This is a genomic window from Bacteroidia bacterium (genome assembly GCA_027493955.1).
Classification (GTDB): Bacteria; Bacteroidota; Ignavibacteria; order SZUA-365; family SZUA-365; genus JAOSJT01.
This window is the reverse complement of the sequence record JAOSJT010000001.1, coordinates 1,037,768-1,056,703: the sequence shown is the minus strand read 5'-3', so window position 1 is coordinate 1,056,703 and position 18,936 is coordinate 1,037,768. Positions and strand designations below refer to the sequence as shown.

Here is an 18,936-nt window from a genome sequence, read left to right as displayed (position 1 = left end):
AAACAATGAAAAAAGACCCGCAGACAATTGCAAATGATGGCGATGTGCTCTATATTATGATGTTTCAGATGTGGGGCGTACCCGCATTTTTTATTATGGTACCGACAGAACAACAAATATTCGAACTACTGCAGCCGCTGGTGCTGGAAAATGGTGCCAAATTGGTTGATATTACCGTCCGTGGTCAACGGAACCGCACCGTGGTGGAGGTATTCGCTGATACGGATCAGGGCATTGCCGCCGACCAGCTCGCCGATATCAGCAGAGCTGTCGACGCCTTCATGGAAGCCGAACAGTGGTTCGATGGCGCCTACACACTGAATGTTTCCTCTCCCGGGCTCGAGCGTCCGATTCGTTTTCCGTGGCAGTTCGGACGCCATAAAAATCGTCATGTCGCACTGCTTCGCGCTATTGCGGGCGGACAGCAGCCGCTTGAAGGCGAGATACACGATGTGGATGAGGAACAGCTGATTCTTCGTGTCGGCAATGGCTTCGTTGCCATTCCGCACGATGAGATCATGGAAGCACACATTATCGCTAAATTGTAAACTTGAGTCGCATACACGCCCCAGGGCAGGAGCAACAGAAATGAGCCGCATGAATTCAGAGATCGTCGAGTCATTCAGCCAGATGGTTCGTGAGAAGGGTATAGACCGCGATCGTCTGGTGTCCGTCATCGAAGATATCTTCGGAATGATGGTCCGAAAGAAATATGGAGCCGAAGCGAATTTCGAGATTGTCGTCAACATGGATAAGGGCGACATCGAAATCTTCCTCATCCGCGAAGTGGTTGATGAGGTCGAGGATCCCACACTGCAGATCGACGTCGAAACCGCACGCGCAAAATCCGGTGAGGAACTTGAGGTGGGGGAAGAGTATGTCGAGATCATTGACATGGCCGAGTTCGGCCGCCGTCTTGTGGCGACAGCGAAACAGAACCTGAACCAGCGTATCAAAGAAATCGAGAAAGACCTCATTTACGACGAGTATTCCGACAAAGTTGGCGACATCGTCGTCGGCGACGTGTATCAGGTCCGCAGAAGCGATGTGCTGATCAATCACAACCGTTCTGAACTTCTCCTTCCGAAATCCGAACAAATTGGCAAGGAGCGCTACCGCAAGGGCGACGTCATCCGCTGCGTCGTCAAGGAGGTCGTCCGCAAAGGAAGCGGCATGCCCATGGTTGTCGTTTCGCGCGCCGATTCCCTGTTTCTGCAAAAGCTCTTCGAACAGGAAATTCCCGAGATTTACGACGGCGTCATCACCATTCGGAAAATTGCCCGCGAGCCGGGTGAGCGTGCCAAGGTTGCCGTCGAATCGCATGATGACCGTATCGATGCCGTCGGCGCCTGTGTCGGTATGAAAGGCGTGCGCATTCACGCTATCGTCCGCGAGCTGAACAACGAGAACATTGACGTGATCAACTGGACCGATGATCCGTATCTGTTCATTCAGCGTGCCCTTGCACCCGCAAAACTATCGGAGATCAAACTTGATCGCGCCACGCGCACAGCGAAAGTGCATGTGGACACCGATCAGGCCTCCCTCGCCATCGGCAGAAACGGGCAGAATATCCGCCTTGCCTCGGAGCTGACGGGCTTCAGACTCGAGATCGTCAAAGAGGGTATGGAGATTACCAAGACCATGGCTGAATACGAAATTGATCTTCAGGAATTTGTGGATGAGTACGGCGAAGAACTCATCAACAGCTTTATCGCCGCCGGCTACCGCACGGCGAACGATGTTATTCTCGCGCCGGTTTCCGACATTCTTTCCAAGGTGCCGGGTATTACGATCGAAAAAATCAATGAAGTCGTGATCGAAATGAAAAAGGCCTTTACCGAAGAGGACTGACCGGCTGACCACCTTTCCATCTCAAACGCACACTGACGGCGAACTGTGACTGATCAGAAAAAAACACGTCTTTACAAAGTCGCGAAGGAGTTCAACCTCTCCCACGACACTCTCATCGATTTCCTTATCAAGAAGGGATGTGATGTCAAAAATCACATGTCGATAATCGACGATCCGATGATGGAACTGATCGAGCGGCATTACAAGAAAGAAAAGGTCGACGCTGAACGACACGCGCGAAAGCGCAAGGAGTTTGACGAGATCGACAAGCGTCGCCGCGGGGAGGATCAGCTATCGGAAGATGGCGAAATCCTCGTCGGTGCGGAGCCGCCCACCGTTCCAGACGCAGAGGTGGAACCCATTCTCGCCGAAGAAGTCGCCACCGAGGTGGCAGAACCGCCCGCCGAGCAAACCACGCCTGTCGAGCAGGTGCCCGAGGTGGAAGAGCCTGCCGTGGAGCACGTCGATGTCGAACATCTGCCTTCGCAACCCATCGAGGCGGAAACCCCGCCTGTTGTCGTTGTCGAAGAAGTCCCTCCCGTCGTCGTGGAAGAGGCACAGGAGGTGGAGGCCGCAGTTGCCGATACGGTGTCTGAAGAAGTGACCGAGGCCCCGGTAGCGGCCCCCGAGGCGGAGAAGCAACCGGAGGTGAAGAAAAAAGCGAAAACCGAGGAAATCGACCTTTCCATCGAGGCTGCGGTACCCAAGATGCGCGGACTCACGGTCATGGGGAAAATCGATCTCAACGCCGCCGCTGCAGCTGCTGAGCGCAAGAAGGACACGAAACCCGGTGCCTCCACCGGTGATGCGGCGGATGATGACAAGCCCAAGCGGAAGAAGAAGAAAAAGAAAAAGGAATTACCCGGTGCGAAGCCTGCAACCGAAGAGTCACTGGATAAGAAACTTGCGCGTAAGGGCGGCAAACGAGGCCCCAAACCGAAAGAAGTAGATCAGGCGGAAGTTGCAAGCGCCATCAAGAAAACCATCGCCTCCATGTCCGATTTCGGCGCGACGTCCCAACGCTCCGCCCTCCGCAAACGCAAACGCGCGCGCAGGGAAGAAGAGCAGCTGCGCGAAATCGAGATGCAGGAGCGCGAGAAAAAGATCCTGCGCATCTACGAATACGCCACCGTCAGCGAAATCGCATCGCTGATGAACGTCGGCGTCAGCCAGGTCATTCAGGCCCTCATCGGACTCGGTGTCATGGCCTCGATCAACCAGCGCCTCGAACTCGAAATCATCGAAATGGTGGCCGCGGAATTCGGCTTCGAATTGCAACCGCATGAAGAATTCGTCGAGGAAGAATTTGTCGAAGAGGAGGATGACGAGGATACGCTCCTGCCGCGTCCGCCCATCGTCACCATCATGGGCCATGTGGATCACGGAAAAACCAAGCTTCTCGATTTTATCCGCAAGACCAATGTCGTGGCGGGCGAGAGCGGCGGCATCACGCAGCATATCGGTGCGTACACCGTCACTCTGGAGTCCGGCCGGAAAATCACCTTCCTCGATACACCGGGCCACGAGGCCTTTACCGCTATGCGTGCCCGCGGCGCCCAGGTTACGGATATCGTCGTCCTTGTCGTCGCCGCCGACGATAGCGTCATGCCACAGACCGTGGAAGCCATCAGTCACGCACAGGCCGCCAAGGTGCCGATCGTTGTCGCTCTCAACAAAATCGACAAGCCCGAAGCGAATCAGGACAAGGTCAAACAGCAGCTTGCCGACCGCGGCATTCTCGTCGAGGAATGGGGTGGCAAATACGGCTGCGTACCGATTTCCGCCAAAGAGGGTATCAACATCGAGGATCTGCTCGAGCGCATTCTCCTCGAAGCCGATATCATGGAATACAAAGCGAATCCCGACCGCGAAGCGCGCGGCACGGTTATCGAGGCCGAGCTGGACAAGGGGAAGGGCATCATTGCAACCGTCCTCGTTCAGAAAGGCACACTGCGTGTCGGCGACTCCTTCGTAGCCGGAAACGAATTCGGCAAGGTGCGCGCAATGATGGACGAACGCGGCAAGCGCGTTGAGGAAGCCTCTCCGGCCATGCCCGTGCAGGTGTTGGGCTTCAATGGGGCTCCGCAGGCGGGCGACGCGTTCTATGTGGTGGAAGGCGAACGGAAAGCGCGTGAAATTTCGACGAACCGCCAGCAGATCAAACGCGAATCCGACTTCCGGCGCGTGCGGCGCAAGACGCTCGACGATATCTCCGAACAGATCAAGCTTGGCGGCGTACAGGATCTCCCCATTGTTGTCAAAGGCGATGTGGACGGTTCTGTCGAAGCGCTGTCCGACTCTCTGCTCAAGCTGTCGACGGGCGAAGTGCGCATCGACGTCATTCACAAGGGTGTCGGCGCCATCTCCGAGTCCGACGTGCTGCTCGCAAGCGCATCCAACGCCATCATCATTGGCTTCCGCGTCCGTCCCAATCTCAACGCCCGAAAGCTGGCCGAGAGCGAGGATGTGGACATCCGCATGTACGACATCATCTACGATGCCATCGAAGACGTGCGTGATGCACTCGAAGGAATGCTGCGTCCGGAAATCAAGGAGAAAATCAACGCCACCGTTCTGGTGCGCGAGGTCTTCCGCATTTCCAGAGTGGGTGCCATCGCCGGTTGCTATGTGCAGGATGGAAAAATCAATCGCAATGCGCGTGTCCGATTGCTGCGCGATGGTATCGTCATCTTCACCGGTGGCATCAGCTCTCTTAAACGCTTCAAAGACGATGTGCGCGATGTTGACACGGGCTTCGAATGCGGTATCAGTCTCGATGGCTTCAACGACATCAAGATCGGCGACGTCATCGAATCGTACGAGCAGGTAGAAGTAAAACGGTCTCTCGAACAGGCGCAGTAACAGCTTATGTCCATACGCACGTCGCGAGTCGCCGCGCTCATCAAGCAGCAGATCAGTGAAACGCTGTCGAAGGATATCGAGACGGCGGGGTACGGATTGCTTACGGTGACAGAGGTAACCGTGACACCGGACCTCCGGTTGGCGCGCGTGCATGTCAGCCATTTCCACAGCGGCAAGACAGACGAGCAGGTACTTGATTTTCTCAATGAAAATGCCAGGGAGATACGAATGGCCGTAGGCAAATCCGTGCGTATCAAGTTTACGCCGGAATTGCGCTTCTATATTGATCAATCGCTCGATCGTGTGGAACGCATCGAGGAACTGCTCAGGAAAATCCACGAGGACGAGAAGAATCGTTGACAGGCGAGCAGGGTTTCAATACCATCGAGCATTTCATATCACACAGCGGGGGAGCGCTGCTGGTCGACAAACCCCGGGATTGGACCTCATTTGATGTCGTGAAAAAGGTGCGCGGTAGCTTGCGTGTCAAAAAAGTCGGGCACGCCGGTACTCTGGACCCGCTCGCCACCGGCCTGCTGATTCTGTGCTCCATGAGCATGACGAAACGCATCGATGCGTTTCAGGCACTGCCGAAAACGTACGAGGGCAGCATGAAACTCGGAGCCGTCACTGCCAGCTACGATGCCGCAACGCCGGAAGAGAATGTCTGCGCTGTCCCGCCTCTGCGTTTGGAAGAGTTACAAGCCGCCGCAAACCATTTCACCGGCACCGTCTCGCAGCTCCCGCCAATGTTCTCCGCGGTGAAGGTCGAAGGTAAACGCCTCTATACGCTCGCGCGAAAGGGGATGGAGGTCGAACGCACACCGCGCGAAGTGCATATCGCCACGTTTCACATCACCCGCGTGGAACTGCCGGAAGTCGCTTTCAAGATCGAGTGTTCCAAAGGCACGTACGTCCGTTCTCTCGTGCACGACCTCGGCCAGCATCTCGGATGCGGTGCGTACTTGAGCAATCTACGCCGTACCGCCATCGGCGCATTCCATGTTGATGAAGCATGGGCGCTGGACGATATCGTCCATGCAGCCGCCAGGCCCAAGCAGCCGCACGAGGGAGTTCCGGGAGGCGCCGTATGATCGTGTGCCGAAGTCTCGAACAATGGCCCCACCGCGGTCCGGTCGTCCTCACGCTGGGAACGTTCGACGGCCTGCATCTCGGTCACAGAAAAATTCTTGACCGCGTCCGCAGCATCTCCGTCGAATCAGGATTGCCTTCTGTACTGCTCACCTTCGATCCGCATCCGCGCGAGGTGATCGGACGCCGGGGTGATCCGACCTATCTGCTCACAACGATTGACGAACGCATCGAGCAGCTCGCACAATCGGGCATCGACACGTGCATGGTGCTGCCGTTTACGCGCGATCTGTCGATGCTTGACGCGAAGGATTTTTTTGACGAATACATCATGCGCACCTTTCGCGTGCGCCATCTCGTGGTGGGGATGGATCACGCTTTCGGGAAGGGACGCACGGGGACGGTGGATGAACTGCAGCGTCTCGGTATGAGCAATGGTATTGACGTCACACCGGTCGGTGAACTTCTGCTCGAAGGCGTGAAAGTCAGCAGCACTGCCGTCCGATCCGCACTGAAGGAGGGCGATGTCCTGAAAGCGTCGCGACTGCTCGGTCGTCCGTATATGCTTGCGGGTATCGTGGTCCGCGGCGACGGACTCGGTTCGCAGCTCGGATTCCCTACCGCCAATATACAGGTGCAGGACACATCCAAAATGCTTCCCAAGGGTGGCGTCTATCTGGTGGATGTGACATTGCGAGGCGAAACATACACGGGCGTCATGAATATCGGATTACGCCCGACCGTTTCTCAGCAGGTGCATTTCTCATTGGAAGTTCATATTTTAGCTTGTTCGGGCAGATTCTACGGTCTGCAGCTGCACGTTGCATTGCTCGACCGGTTGCGCGATGAGATCCGTTTTGACACCCGCGAACAACTTGTCGCACAAATCGCCGAAGATATTGAACGAGCCGTTATCCGACGAAATCAACTGAATACGAAATAACTTTATCTGTTTACCAAGGAGCTACAATCATGCCTCTCACGAAAGAACGCAAGCAGGAACTCGTTGCGAAATTCGGTGCCCACGCGAACGACACCGGCAAAGCCGAAGTCCAGATCGCGATTCTCACCGAAACGATCAACGGACTGTCCCCGCATTTCGATGCGTTCAAGAAAGATCATCACAGCCGTCGCGGCCTGCTGAAAATGGTCGGTAAGCGCCGTCGCCTTCTCGCCTATTTGCAGAAGATCGACATGAATCGCTATCGCACCATCGTCAAGGAACTCGAGTTGCGCAAGTAATGCGCGCTCTTCCCAAGGGAAGCTTTTACACCAAGGATCACATGACTAGAAAAGAAATAGAAATCGGCGGTAAAACCATGGTGTTTGAAACCGGCCGCCTCGCCCGTCAGGCGAGCGGATCGGTGCTCATCACCTACGGAGAGACCATGGTGCTCTCCACCGTCGTTGTCGCAGACTCACCCCGGGAAGGCATTGACTTCTTTCCCTTGAGCTGCGAGTATCGTGAAAAAACCTCCGCTGCGGGAAAAATCCCCGGCGGCTTTTTCAAGCGTGAGGGAAAACCTTCCGAGAAGGAGATTCTTTCCGCGCGATTGATGGATCGACCCATCAGGCCGATGTTTGCCGACGACTTCCGCAACGAAGTACAGGTCATTGCGTCGGTATATTCCTCCGATCAGGAGAACGACGCGGATGTGCTCGCAACGACGGCCGCCTCCGCCGCGATGATGATTTCCGGCGCACCATTCGAAGGACCCATCGCGGAAGTGCGTGTAGGGCGCGTCAACGGTCAACTCATCGTGAATCCGACCTTCGAGGATTTGAAGAACTCCGATCTCGAGGTTGTCCTGGCCGGCACGGCCGATTCCATCCTCATGGTGGAAGGTGAAGCGAAGGAGATCTCCGAACGCGACATGCTCGACGCGCTGGCCTTCGGTCACAAACATATCGCGGAAATCTGTAACGCGATTTCCGAACTCCATGCCGAATGCGGTAAGCCCCGCATGCAGGTTGCCGTCGCGGAGTTGCCCGAAGGACTGGAAGATAAAATTCACGCCCTCGCGTGGGACAAGCTCTATGATCTGGCCGGCACCGTGCTCGACAAACAGGCACGCTCCGAGCAGACGCATGCGCTGTACGACGAAGTCCTCGCAGCCTTGGCGGAAGACTATCCCGAGCAGGAGCAGACCATCAAGAATCTCGTCCATGATCTCGAAAAAAAGGCCATGCGCGACACCATTCTCGACAAAGGTGTGCGACTCGACGGACGCGGACTGACGGACGTGCGACCGATTTCTTGTGACGTGGGACTTCTCCCACGCGCACACGGGTCGTCGCTTTTCACGCGCGGTGAAACACAGGCCCTCATGAGCTGCACGCTTGGAACGAAATCCGACGAGCAGATCATTGACGGGCTCGGCGAGGAATCGCGCAAGCGCTTCATGTTGCATTACAATTTCCCGCCGTTCTCGGTAGGGGAAGTCGGACGCATGGGCTTCACCAGTCGTCGTGAAATCGGTCATGGAAATCTCGCCGAGCGCGCACTTAAAGCGCTGATCCCGCCCACGGAAGAATTTCCGTACACTATTCGTCTTTTGTGCGACATCCTCGAATCCAACGGTTCGTCCTCCATGGCGACGGTGTGCTCAGGTTCCATGGCGCTCATGGATGCCGGTGTTCCGATTAAGAAACCCGTAGCCGGCGTGGCGATGGGTCTTATCAAGGACGGCGATCGGGTGGCCATTCTCACCGATATCCTGGGCAACGAGGATCACCTCGGTGACATGGACTTCAAGGTCGCCGGCACGAAGGATGGCATCACATCCTATCAGATGGATATCAAAATCAAGGGTATCACCATCGAGATCATGGAAACGGCGTTGGAGCAAGCCCGTGCCGGCAGATTCCATATTCTGGATGTCATGAACGAAACCATCGAAGAAAGCCGCCCCGATCTTTCCGAGTACGCCCCCCGACTCACCACCATCTATATCCCTGTGGATATGATCGGCGCGGTGATCGGACCGGGAGGAAAGAATATCAAGGCCATCGTTGCCGAAAGCGGTGCGGAAGTCAATATCGAAGAAGACGGACGGGTCACGATCGCATCCAACAACGCCGACAGCAGCGCCCGTGCAGTGGAAATGATCAAACGCATTACCACAGTACCCGAAGCGGGCGAGGTGTACACCGGTCCCGTGAAAAAAATCATGGATTTCGGCGCCTTCATCGAAATTCTGCCTGGCAAGGAAGGATTGCTGCACATTTCGCAGATTGACTTCCGACGTATTGCCAACGTCGAAGAAGTGCTGAAAGTCGGCGACATCGTTACCGTCAAGTTGCTGCGCGTCGAGGACAATGGAAAACTTGTTCTCAGTCGCAAAGCACTTATGGAGCCTCCCGAGGGCTATGAAGAAAAACCGGACGAAGGTCATCATCGCAGCAGCGGCGGCGGTGGAGGTCAGCGCCGGGGCGGTAGCGGTGGTTCCAGACACGGAGGCCGCCGCTGAGCGGTCCTTTCCCCAACGAAAACACGGAGTACCAGATGCCAAGAGTCATCTTTACGATTTCCTACCCGATCAAGGAAGAAAAACGGGAGGAGTATCTCGAGACCATCCAGGCTTTGAAAAATTACCTGATACATGAACGGGGAAAGAACTACTCGGTGTTCGAAAGCATGACGAAACCGAACGTGTTCAACGAGATGTACGTCTGCGCATCGATGGAGGAGTACGATGCGCTTGAGGACGACGCCGATGAAGTGACGGATCAATTGATCAATCGCATTGTCGACGAGTTCATCAAAGACGGCAAAACCGAATACCGCACCCTCATCGAGGTTGTGTAGAAGCAGCGGGTGAGGCACTGTACTCGATGCAGTGCCTCACTATCCTGTCCTGTGCACGTCGGTACAACGCACCATCCCCGGAAAAATTCTGCATCAACAACACGACGGTAAGTAGTCGTCCCCCGGGAGCCTGGACGTACCCCGACAGCGCACTCACCCCTCTCAATGTGCCTGTCTTTCCCTGAAAAAACTTTCCCATCTTGTCATCCTTCAGGCGATTCCGCAGCGTACCGTCCACACTTGCCACGGACAGTGACGCCCGGTAGCGCTCGAAGAGGGGATGCGCGGCCATCATACGCAGCACCCGGGTGATGGATGTTGCGGTGGCAAGATTGTAAAAGGAGATACCGGAGCCATCGACGAGTGAAAGTCCTCCCGGTACGAGGCCCCGGTCGGTAAAGAGTTTTTCCATAGCAGCGATGCCCGCCCGGGCCGAAGCCGTGCCCACCGCGCTCCGCAATCCCAGTAGCCGCAGCGCCATTTCCGCACAGAGATTGTTGCTTTCCTTATTCATTGCAGCAAGCACTTCGTCGAGTGGACGCACAACGGTTCCGAGCTCAACACGTTCATCAGGTGCGCTTCCATACATGATGGAAAGAGTGGAATCCGCCAATCCCGCTTCGCGCAAGCTCCGTGCAAACGCGTCCGCGAAAAGCGATTGGGGTTGCCAGACCGGGTAGCTTTTTGAAAACCGTTCTCCGCGACCGAGAGTGCCGTGAAGCTGAAAGCGATTGCTGCGCGGCTCTTTGATGACGGTCAAAGGTTTCGGACTTCTGCTCCACGACCATTCAAGATTCGGTATAAGCGGAATACTGCTAACATCCAATTCTGTATGTACTTGCGTGTCTTGTTTAATGTTTAGAGTGAAGATGTTGCGTTCGAGACAGAATGGCGAAAGTGCGGGAAGGAAGGGGTCGCTCTCATCATCCCACATCCATCCTTCACCGAATACCGTTGTGTCGAATTCAGCAGCATCCAGTAGCAGTGTATCGATGTGCGAAATACCGGCTCCCAGTGCGATTTCAGTGAGTTTTTGAATATCTTTCAAACGGAACAGCGGATCACCTCCGGCGGCACACACGAGCGTGGCGGAACCTGTCAGGGCCAGATCTGTGCTGAACGTTCCGCTGTCGTCAATACCGAGCAGCACAGCCGCCGAAGTGAACAGCTTTGTGTTCGAAGCCGGACGAAGCAAAAGGTTGGCGTTCCTGGAATACAGCGTCTTTCCACTACGAACGTCGGTGATTTCCACTGCGGCAATGCTGTTGCGGAACAGTTTCCCCTCCACTTCGCCATCAACGGACGCGACAAGCGCCTCGAGCGGCGATGTGTTTCGCTGCGCCGAGGTACTGTGAAGCAGGAGCAGAACGCCAAGTATCGTGAATGTAGCAACCCAGTAGGAACGCATGTCGAAGTCTTTTCTGATAGTCGTAACAGTCATTATGCTCCTCGTTCCATACGTCCTGCGCGCCGCATCGTCTGCGCCGTCGGACAGTCTGGAATTTGCGGCCTTCGCCGATGTATTGTCACAGATCTTTTCCCGTGAAAAGATAGCATCCATTCTATCAAAACTCCCGCCAAAGTGCAAAATTCACGGGTACGACTACGGCGACTATTCGGGCGACGACGGCATGGATCTCGTGTTGTCCACTCGCAGCACCGATGCTCCGCCTCGTGTGATCGATGTCCATTTTTTCCTGAATAGCGGACCCGATTTCGAACTCGCGCACACGGTGCAACGCCGCTACATGCTTGAGCCCATCGAGGTAGGATTTTCCATCGAGCAGGGAGTTTGTCACGTAACCGAGAAAACAGGGGAGTTCGATTGGCGCATCACGGGATACAGCATGGCGCAAGGCCTGTTCCGGCGCGTATCCGAATGGACCACACGTCGTCTCCGTGCTGGAGGAGGGAGCACCGCCGTGGGCTTCGAGCAATCCCTGGATCATCTGACAAACATGGGCTGGGAGCGCTACTTCGGCGTCAACACCGGACGCACGTTTCTGGATCAACACTTTTATTCGCTTCCGGTGTATCCGGCAGCGCTGGAACTGCCGTCGGACATCCCCGTACGCGTGGGGGATACGACCGCATTCATGATCGTTCGCGGAGGGAGCAGCTGGTACGGCGCGGAAGACAGCCATTTCATGCTCAGCGCGCGTTATGACAGTGCGTCCGTGCTGTTCGAAATCCGCATTCACGATGATCGTTTGCTCCATCACGCCGTTTCCGATTCGGCAGATTATCTGGCGTTACATTTCGATCTCAGCGGTCGTCCGCGCATACAGCGCGATGGTACGCGGCAGCGTTATCCCGAACAGTCGCATGTCACGTTGTTGCTGATAATGGGAGACGGCGAGGGACATGGGCCCGCGGTGACGATACTCGGCGACAAACGGGCGGATTCGCTGTTGCCGCATATTGCCGTGACCATGCGCAGCGATGCCACGGACTATAACAGTTGGGATTTCACGCTTCGACTCCCGAGGAAGCTGTTTTCGCGTTCTTCGGTGTTACATGGAGCCGGTTTTTGTGCCGTGTACCATGACGTGGATCACGCCAGTCGTCGCGATTGGGCGACGGTGCTCAGCACCGCGCGCGAGTATCGAGAGGGGATGCCGGAGACGTACGGACGCATCAGCTTTATGACCGAATACAAACGTATGTTCGAGCGGCTTGATTTGCGCACACGCTATCTTGCCCGCCGTTTGCGCGGAGCCGGTGTGTTGTAAGCGGAGAAGGTAAAGCAGGATGGAGGAGTGGAGCATTGGGTTTGTCGCCGAGCCCTGCGCTGCGGGGGTACGGGTGGCGGGCGGGGAGAGTCGTATGCAAGCGAATCTTCGATTTTTCGGCTATACCCGTCTCCGGGTTGTTTCATGAAACACCACAAACCAGCGACCGGAAGTTGCATCGCTGTAAAACGCCTCTCTTACTCCCATTTCCGCACCGCAAACCATTTCGCCTGGCCTTGTTTGTACCGTACATCACGCCTTCGGACATAGCGATCCCGTCCGACGCGACGTGTATCTCCGGATCTCGGTTTCACCGACTTAAGTATTCTCGATGTTCGTTCAGTGCCTGCCGGACGCCCGGCGACGATCCTATCCTTCGATCTCCACTGCCCGAGTACGCGCTGCAGGCGAACGGGGGTTGGGCGTCGCAAAACGTTTCTCCGGCGTCGTCTGTCTCCGGTCTTCGTACCCAGAATCCGAGACGACCATTCGCCCCATGAGCAAAAACGCGCGACCCAATAGTGACGTCTCGTGTCCGTTCTCAGGTGAGTCTGAGACGCCGATATCGGATACTCCGGAAACCGTGCCCCCGCTCACATCCGGGGTGACAGCCGGGAGAAGTGATAGTACCGGCCCGGCACCGGAGCGCTGATGCACCGGGAAGCGGATCATCGCGTAGCGTGCGGCCGATTCCGCGCACAATCTCCTGAGCTCCTCTTCATCCGTCAATACTGCCGCTGTTACCGGCGTTTCCATAAAACGGTGAGAAAAACGGTACTCAGGATTCGTTTCATGCAAGGCGAAAGGGAGCGCGATACAAAGGAAGCATGCAGGGCGCGTTGGCATCCTGAGCAGGCATTTGTCTCATGTGAAAGCGCCTCGATTCCTTGGCCTGCGCACTTCCGAGCAGAGATCCCGTAGATGAAACTCCTGTCCATCCGCTCGATGATCCGAGTCGGCGTTGAAATACGTGTCGCGGGATCGGAACTATTCGTCCGCGGAGCGTGGCATTTTCATCGGTTGCAGCATATTCTCGGGAGCGAGCAAGCGGTCGAGTTCTTCGCGGGACATGAGTTGTTTCTCGAGAACGAGCTCGTACACGCCACGGTCGCTTTCCAGCGCCTCCTTGGCGAGTGCGGTACAGATTTCGTAGCCGAGGACGGGATTGAGAGCTGTTACCAGCCCGATGCTGCGCTCTACGAGTTCGCGACACCGGGCGACATTGGCTGTGATACCCTTGATGCAGCGGTAATTCAGCGTGTTCATGCCGTTCTTGAGCATTTCCATGGACTCGAACAGGCATTGCACGATGATGGGCTCGAACACGTTCAGCTCAAGCTGCCCGGCCTCGCATGCGAGGGTGATGGTCAGATCGTTGCCGATAACTTTGAATGCTATCTGATTCACCACTTCCGGGATGACGGGATTCACCTTCCCCGGCATGATGGACGACCCGGGCTGCATACGCGGCAGGTTGATTTCATTCAGGCCGGCGCGTGGTCCCGACGACAGCAAGCGAAGATCGTTGCAGATTTTCGACAACTTCACTGCCAGGCGTTTGATCGCGGAAGAGTACATCAGGAAGGGGCCCGTATCCTGCGTCGCTTCCACCAGGTTGTGCGCATTCGTGACGGGATAGCAGGTGATGTCCTGCAGATGGGCGACGACTTTTTCCGCATACCCCGGATCGGCATTGATGCCCGTACCGATTGCAGTGGCGCCCATGTTGATTTCCAGAAACAGCGCGGCGTTCTGCTGGAGACGATCAATTTCCTCAGCGAGCGTGTCGGCCCAGGCGGTAAAACTTTGCCCGAGCGTCATCGGTACCGCGTCCTGCAGCTGCGTGCGTCCCATTTTCACGACATTCGCAAACTCCTTGCCTTTGTCGCGGAAACTCTGTATCAGGTCCTTCAGAACCTCGATGAACACCGCATTGCTCATAAGCATTGCGATTTTCGCGGCTGTGGGATATGCGTCGTTGGTGGACTGTGAGAGGTTCACGTGGTTGTTGGGATGGCAGTACTTGTACTCACCTTTCTCGTATCCCAGTATTTCCAGAGCGCGGTTGGCAATAACCTCATTCGCGTTCATGTTTGTCGAGGTGCCGGCACCTCCCTGTATCATATCCACGGCGAAGTGCCCATGCAGGCGACCATTGATGATCTCCGTGCAGGCCTGGCAGATAGCTTCCATGATGGGGCGCGCCAGCAAACCGAGATCGTAATTGGCCTTGGCGGAAGCCATTTTCACCATGGCCAAGGCTTCGATGAGAGAAGGGAAGAAGCTGAGCGGTACACCGCTAATATTGAAATTCTCGATAGCGCGGAGTGTTTGTATGCCGTAGTACCGTTCCGCCGGTACCTCACGGTCCCCGAGCAGGTCATGTTCACTGCGTGTGCGACCACTTTCGTATTGCACGGCGACGTTGACCACATGCGTCGTCGTTTGCCGCATGCGACGAGATATCACGCGCGCGACGCGCGAGGTGATCTTGACGGCAATGTGCGGATGCGTGGAAAAGACGTCTTCGAGCGTGGCTTTGCTTATGACAAAGGCGGTTGTCGATAGCAATGCGCGGCCGGACATGGAGTGCGGGGAGTCCTCGAGCAGCAGTCCTTCTCCAATAAAATCGAACTTATTGAAAATGGTGATGCGCTTCTCCTTCCCGAACGCTGTCGTCTTGAACATTTCCACCATGCCGTCATACAGGATGAAGAGAAATTCCCGCGGTCTGTTCTCGGAAAACAGCATCTCATTCAACTCGTAATGACGCACTTCAAAACCGGAGAGAACAATGTTCATCTCGTCTGTTGTGAGATCGGCGAATAGTTCGATGCCCGCGATGAAATTTCGCATTACTTCGGTATTCATGGTATGCCTGCTATCGGTAAAAAGTCAATGAAATTCACGTATGATGAGCTTGTAATCGGCCCTGATTCCTAAATATACACAAAAAACATGTCAAAACCGTTCATCTGTTGGATTAAAACGTGAAATAAATCACATATATGCTCGTGTTCCTCGGATTGCACTCACAAAAATACTATTTCCTGATGCAATGAAAAATCCCATATCTATGGGAGGCGGGGAGGTATGTCGCAGTGGCATATTGCTGCATGATACGTCAGAAACACAGCGCAGCTTCAATCCAGGTCCGTTTGACCGAGACCTCACCTGGCATCGCAGAACGGAACAAAGATCAACAAATACGGAACAAAGGTCAGAAAGGCAATACTGCTAGTCTCATCCCGTACTATCACGCTATTGTCCGGTCGGCTCCGTCATATTTGCGATGGGTACAGACTATTCGGAGTCCGGTTGATTACCGACGGGATCTCCATCTGCTCAACCGCATATGCGACAGGTCGAACAGGTCCAGTAAGTCCGATATCCGCGGGCATGGATTCCACCTGGAGGGAAGGAAGGTCATCGCGTTTGACGATGGCCTGCGGGCGGGCGCTTTCTTCGCCATATCGCGCGCTCTCGATGCCGGATGGACTGTCCTGCTCTTCGTTTGTCCTGCGTTTTTTGACAACACTGATCTCATGTACAGACATAAGGCCAGTATCCTCGTCGAGGCTGCCTATGCGCAGGTAACCGTACCGACAGTACTGGCGCGTGTGTCGAATATGCTTACCGAACGGGGGATAGCCGGCGATGGTGTCGGCCGACAGTTGCTGAATGTTACCTATGCTGACCGCGATGTGCTGGATGTGGCAGCGAAGATTCTTGGTATCGATATCCGGGTTTGCGCTCAACATCTGCGTCCATATCTTGGATCTGAAGCATTGCACGCACTGTCGAGACGGGGTGTGCTCATCGGTTCGCATGGAATGGATCACGCGCCTGTGTCGGGGAGCGACACACATGTTGTTGTTGATATGGTGAATGAGAGTCTCGACCGAATTGCGCGTATTGTGCCGTTGCACGCTCGACTCTTCTCCTATCCCTTCGGAGATGCGGGCATCACACAACGTCGTATCGACGAACTTATAGAGCGGTGTACCCTGGATTACAGCTTCGGAACAGCGGGATGGCGGCCGGAATGGAATGCCAGACACGTGCAACGACTGAGGATGGAGACGGAATACGGTGCCTGTGGTATTTTACTGCGCGAGGTGATGCGAAAATTGTTACGAAAAATCCTCGGACGGAGTGTCCCCGAAAGCGGCAGACAGAGCGACGAAGAATCCTGCGCAGTCAGATTTTGATGCCATGCGCCTTCGTGCCGAAAAAATGCCGATATTCCTTCAAAGCACACGGGCATCATGATCATATTTCCCGTCACTTCTCTCCACGCTCTCCCGCGCAGCTTTACGAACCCGATCCTGCGTTTCGGGATTCTCCTGTCAGGCATCGCGCTTGTGTCTGTCCTTTGTCCACCCAATATGGCGGGCCAGAAAATCGAGATCGGCGCCTACGGCGTTCTCGGTGATATGCGTTTCCCCGTACCGAACAGCACATGGGGAAGCTGGATCCGCGATACGAGCGAAAGCAATAGCGGTCGCGCCGATGCGATACCATCCCGGCGTTGGGATCAACTGCGCGAACTCGGAATGACCTTTGCGCAGTTCACAGTATTTCCTGATGCGGTGCGCGATGACGAGCGCAATGTCGCGCTCCGTCTGTGCAAGGCCGCTCATGCGCGAGGTTTGCGCCTGATGTTGACCGATGCCGGGATCCGGGATCTGGGTGAAGGAGAACGACGTGTACTGCATCCCGAATCGTTACATGATTTTCCCGAACGTCGCGCCGGCGTCGCGTTGCACAGCGTTGCGGCGGAACGACATGCGTACGGTTGCGACCGTCCTCTCCGCCACGAGGGCCGGGAGAATGTCTTGTTGCTTCTCCCTTCCCGTGACGTGGGTGCGCGTCTGCTGAATCGTGGCTGCGGCGGTGTCCGCGCGCAAGGAAGCAGCGGACCCGCTTCAGGCCACTATGTTCTCTCTATCCGCCTTGCACCGATGCGTATGCCTGCAATCCATGAGGAGAGGGTGGTACTCACCATACATCTCCGCGTGGGGAGCGACACGGTACGCTTTGCACTCGGGACGACAGAATTAGCAGAGGCATATCTCCGGAATCCCGCAGAAGCAGTGGAAGTCGCCCTCGGAGGAGTGCATGTGTACACGAAAACCGATGGTCGGGTGTCGGTGCGACGCACGCCGGAATCGGGGAGCGAACGCAACGCGCGGACAGCGTTGGCTGCGGACGCGGATCTCGTCGTGGAGTACCATGGCGTCGTGCCGGTGTCGTTGGATGCGGTATGTCTCAGCGATGCACGTAGCTACGCGTTCTGCAATCCCGTCGATACGCATGCTGAACATCATGGATTCGACGAGGTGGTCCGTAAACGCTTGCGCCTTCTCGGCGCTGATTCCAGTGCGGCCTGGCCGGCACTGGCCTGGCTCGAGTTCGCGGAATCATTGCCTGAGGACGCTGCCTGGCCCATCGGCCGTAAAATGACCGCTATGCTTCGGGAAGCGGCAGGGTCCAAACGCGCCCCTGTTCGCCTTTTTACGTACACGAGTGGTGAAGCTTCGCTCGATACGCAACGCATACGCGGGTCTGCTGCCATCATGCTCGGAAAGACCTCGGGTTTCTATTCCTATCCTTTTCAGGAAGCGTTTCATGCAACACCGCGTGATTCCTGGTACTACGATTCCTGCTACACACCCGTCCCGTGGGAGCATGGAGGGCGCAACACGTGGACAAATCTTGTGCAGCTCCCGGTCTGGTACCGACTCTATGCAGAGCAGCGTCGCGCGGTGGGCGGTATCGATTGGATGCCGGCCATTCAAAATCATTCCTGGCAGTTCCGCGGTGGCTGGCCGGTACTGCCCATAGCCGACACCATATGGCTGCGGGAGCCGTCGGCGGCGGAGTTGCGCTTCAACTGCAATCTCGCGCTGGCGTATGGAGCGAGTGGACTGGTGTTCTACAGTTTTTCGAGCTGGCCGGGACTGGCTACCACTCCTGTCGTTCGGAAACGTTCCGATCCGCAGTATGGCAACATGGGCTGCATCGGTTTTCTCGATCCGCATTCCAACCAACCGCGGCGGATGGACACCAACGACGAGAGTAAGTGGGACTCGACGCGCGTCAGTGTTCTCAACGAACTTCAGCCGGCGGGGGACGCACTTGTGGGGTTGCTGTGGCAGTCAGGTGTCAGCGTCGAGGCGGGATTACGCGGCAGGATGATAGACGTCGTACGCAGTGTTGAGACGAAACCCTTCGGCGGACGTGATGCCGATGTACCCGGAAGACGCTTCGTCGAGGTTACCGCCTTCTCCGATCCCGCCGACAGCGCTGCAACCGTGCTGTTCATACTCAATAAGCGCGTGGACGCGCATGGAGGCCGGCGCATCGACATCGAATTGTCTGACCGCAATGTCGTTCAGGCGACCGAACTGTTCCCGCGCGGGCGCTTTCACGCATGGGATGCGGCTGCACGAAGGCTTGTCGTGGATCTTCCGCCCGCTTCCGCGGTGATCGTGAAACTCCGGCGTCGTTGAAGCCGGGTGTTCGTGGTGGTGGTGGTCGGGCCGTAGCGCTGCTGGCACCAGGTCGCAGCACGACAGACACATG

Annotated in this window: 15 protein-coding genes and 1 pseudogene; 12 read left to right on the top strand and 4 right to left on the bottom strand. The window is 56.0% G+C overall.

Translation table 11 applies throughout. From position 1 onward, the window contains the following. The first annotated feature begins 5 nt into the window (after nucleotides 1-5). Genes M5R41_04215 through M5R41_04175 form a run of 9 tightly spaced genes read left to right on the top strand, consistent with a single transcriptional unit; the run spans nucleotide 6 to nucleotide 9,616 of the window. Nucleotides 6-548 (top strand): ribosome maturation factor RimP, encoded by a 543-nt coding sequence (locus tag M5R41_04215; GenBank protein ID MCZ7555591.1) that lies wholly within the window; start codon nucleotides 6-8, stop codon nucleotides 546-548. 40 nt (nucleotides 549-588) lie between these two features. Next, the gene (gene nusA / locus M5R41_04210) at nucleotides 589-1,854 is read left to right on the top strand and encodes a transcription termination factor NusA (GenBank protein MCZ7555590.1); all 1,266 of its coding nucleotides are present in this window, start codon (nucleotides 589-591) and stop codon (nucleotides 1,852-1,854) included. Between the two features lie 45 nt (nucleotides 1,855-1,899). Continuing rightward, the gene (gene infB, locus M5R41_04205) at nucleotides 1,900-4,716 is read left to right on the top strand and encodes a translation initiation factor IF-2 (GenBank protein MCZ7555589.1); all 2,817 of its coding nucleotides are present in this window, start codon (nucleotides 1,900-1,902) and stop codon (nucleotides 4,714-4,716) included. A gap of 6 nt (nucleotides 4,717-4,722) precedes the next feature. Next, nucleotides 4,723-5,076: a 30S ribosome-binding factor RbfA gene (rbfA, locus tag M5R41_04200; protein ID MCZ7555588.1), complete on the top strand. Its 354-nt coding sequence runs from the start codon at nucleotides 4,723-4,725 to the stop codon at nucleotides 5,074-5,076. After that, nucleotides 5,073-5,810 carry a tRNA pseudouridine(55) synthase TruB gene (gene truB, locus M5R41_04195; GenBank protein MCZ7555587.1) on the top strand — a complete coding sequence of 246 codons (738 nt, stop codon included), beginning with the start codon at nucleotides 5,073-5,075 and terminating at the stop codon, nucleotides 5,808-5,810. The genes rbfA and truB overlap by 4 nt, the downstream gene beginning before the upstream one ends. Then, on the top strand, nucleotides 5,807-6,751 hold the full coding sequence (locus M5R41_04190; GenBank protein MCZ7555586.1) for a bifunctional riboflavin kinase/FAD synthetase: 945 nt from the start codon (nucleotides 5,807-5,809) through the stop codon (nucleotides 6,749-6,751). Before truB ends, M5R41_04190 begins: the two co-directional genes overlap by 4 nt. A gap of 29 nt (nucleotides 6,752-6,780) precedes the next feature. Beyond that, nucleotides 6,781-7,050 (top strand): 30S ribosomal protein S15, encoded by a 270-nt coding sequence (rpsO, locus tag M5R41_04185; protein ID MCZ7555585.1) that lies wholly within the window; start codon nucleotides 6,781-6,783, stop codon nucleotides 7,048-7,050. A gap of 41 nt (nucleotides 7,051-7,091) precedes the next feature. Next, nucleotides 7,092-9,278 (top strand): polyribonucleotide nucleotidyltransferase, encoded by a 2,187-nt coding sequence (gene pnp, locus M5R41_04180; protein MCZ7555584.1) that lies wholly within the window; start codon nucleotides 7,092-7,094, stop codon nucleotides 9,276-9,278. 35 nt (nucleotides 9,279-9,313) lie between these two features. Next, the gene (locus M5R41_04175) at nucleotides 9,314-9,616 is read left to right on the top strand and encodes an MFS transporter (protein MCZ7555583.1); all 303 of its coding nucleotides are present in this window, start codon (nucleotides 9,314-9,316) and stop codon (nucleotides 9,614-9,616) included. Here M5R41_04175 and dacB read toward each other — a convergent pair. Further along, nucleotides 9,600-11,057: a D-alanyl-D-alanine carboxypeptidase/D-alanyl-D-alanine-endopeptidase gene (gene dacB, locus M5R41_04170; GenBank protein ID MCZ7555582.1), complete on the bottom strand. Its 1,458-nt coding sequence runs from the start codon at nucleotides 11,055-11,057 to the stop codon at nucleotides 9,600-9,602. The genes M5R41_04175 and dacB overlap by 17 nt on opposite strands. Here dacB and M5R41_04165 point away from each other — a divergent pair. Beyond that, on the top strand, nucleotides 11,023-12,348 hold the full coding sequence (locus tag M5R41_04165; GenBank protein MCZ7555581.1) for a hypothetical protein: 1,326 nt from the start codon (nucleotides 11,023-11,025) through the stop codon (nucleotides 12,346-12,348). The genes dacB and M5R41_04165 overlap by 35 nt on opposite strands. Before the next feature lie 987 nt (nucleotides 12,349-13,335). Here M5R41_04165 and aspA read toward each other — a convergent pair. The 3 genes and pseudogenes from aspA to M5R41_04150 all read right to left on the bottom strand — a co-directional run bounded on the left by aspA (nucleotide 13,336) and on the right by M5R41_04150 (nucleotide 15,905). Continuing rightward, complete coding sequence (gene aspA, locus M5R41_04160) at nucleotides 13,336-14,802, bottom strand: aspartate ammonia-lyase (protein MCZ7555580.1); 1,467 nt, start codon at nucleotides 14,800-14,802, stop codon at nucleotides 13,336-13,338. Nucleotides 14,803-14,868: 66 nt separating this feature from the next. After that, nucleotides 14,869-15,150 (bottom strand): annotated as a pseudogene (locus tag M5R41_04155) (cyclic nucleotide-binding domain-containing protein). A gap of 479 nt (nucleotides 15,151-15,629) precedes the next feature. Next, the gene (locus M5R41_04150) at nucleotides 15,630-15,905 is read right to left on the bottom strand and encodes a hypothetical protein (GenBank protein MCZ7555579.1); all 276 of its coding nucleotides are present in this window, start codon (nucleotides 15,903-15,905) and stop codon (nucleotides 15,630-15,632) included. On the opposite strand from M5R41_04150, the gene M5R41_04145 reads away from it, so the two are divergent. Beyond that, the gene (locus M5R41_04145) at nucleotides 15,894-16,559 is read left to right on the top strand and encodes a polysaccharide deacetylase family protein (protein ID MCZ7555578.1); all 666 of its coding nucleotides are present in this window, start codon (nucleotides 15,894-15,896) and stop codon (nucleotides 16,557-16,559) included. The genes M5R41_04150 and M5R41_04145 overlap by 12 nt on opposite strands. A gap of 57 nt (nucleotides 16,560-16,616) precedes the next feature. Beyond that, nucleotides 16,617-18,863, top strand: a complete 2,247-nt coding sequence (locus M5R41_04140; protein ID MCZ7555577.1) for a hypothetical protein — start codon at nucleotides 16,617-16,619, stop codon at nucleotides 18,861-18,863. The last annotated feature ends 73 nt before the right edge of the window (nucleotides 18,864-18,936 follow it).

Bases quoted from the DNA above. Each gene is read 5' to 3' on its own strand.
- nusA (MCZ7555590.1), top strand. From the start codon at position 589: ATGAGCCGCATGAATTCAGAGATCGTCGAGTCATTCAGCCAGATGGTT.
- pnp (MCZ7555584.1), top strand. From the start codon at position 7,092: ATGACTAGAAAAGAAATAGAAATCGGCGGTAAAACCATGGTGTTTGAA.
- M5R41_04175 (MCZ7555583.1), top strand. From the start codon at position 9,314: ATGCCAAGAGTCATCTTTACGATTTCCTACCCGATCAAGGAAGAAAAA.
- M5R41_04215 (MCZ7555591.1), top strand. From the start codon at position 6: ATGAAAAAAGACCCGCAGACAATTGCAAATGATGGCGATGTGCTCTAT.
- M5R41_04165 (MCZ7555581.1), top strand. From the start codon at position 11,023: ATGTCGAAGTCTTTTCTGATAGTCGTAACAGTCATTATGCTCCTCGTT.
- rpsO (MCZ7555585.1), top strand. From the start codon at position 6,781: ATGCCTCTCACGAAAGAACGCAAGCAGGAACTCGTTGCGAAATTCGGT.
- M5R41_04150 (MCZ7555579.1), bottom strand. From the start codon at position 15,905: ATGTCTGTACATGAGATCAGTGTTGTCAAAAAACGCAGGACAAACGAA.
- M5R41_04140 (MCZ7555577.1), top strand. From the start codon at position 16,617: ATGATCATATTTCCCGTCACTTCTCTCCACGCTCTCCCGCGCAGCTTT.
- aspA (MCZ7555580.1), bottom strand. From the start codon at position 14,802: ATGCGGCAAACGACGACGCATGTGGTCAACGTCGCCGTGCAATACGAA.
- M5R41_04145 (MCZ7555578.1), top strand. From the start codon at position 15,894: ATGTACAGACATAAGGCCAGTATCCTCGTCGAGGCTGCCTATGCGCAG.
- rbfA (MCZ7555588.1), top strand. From the start codon at position 4,723: ATGTCCATACGCACGTCGCGAGTCGCCGCGCTCATCAAGCAGCAGATC.
- dacB (MCZ7555582.1), bottom strand. From the start codon at position 11,057: ATGACTGTTACGACTATCAGAAAAGACTTCGACATGCGTTCCTACTGG.
- M5R41_04190 (MCZ7555586.1), top strand. From the start codon at position 5,807: ATGATCGTGTGCCGAAGTCTCGAACAATGGCCCCACCGCGGTCCGGTC.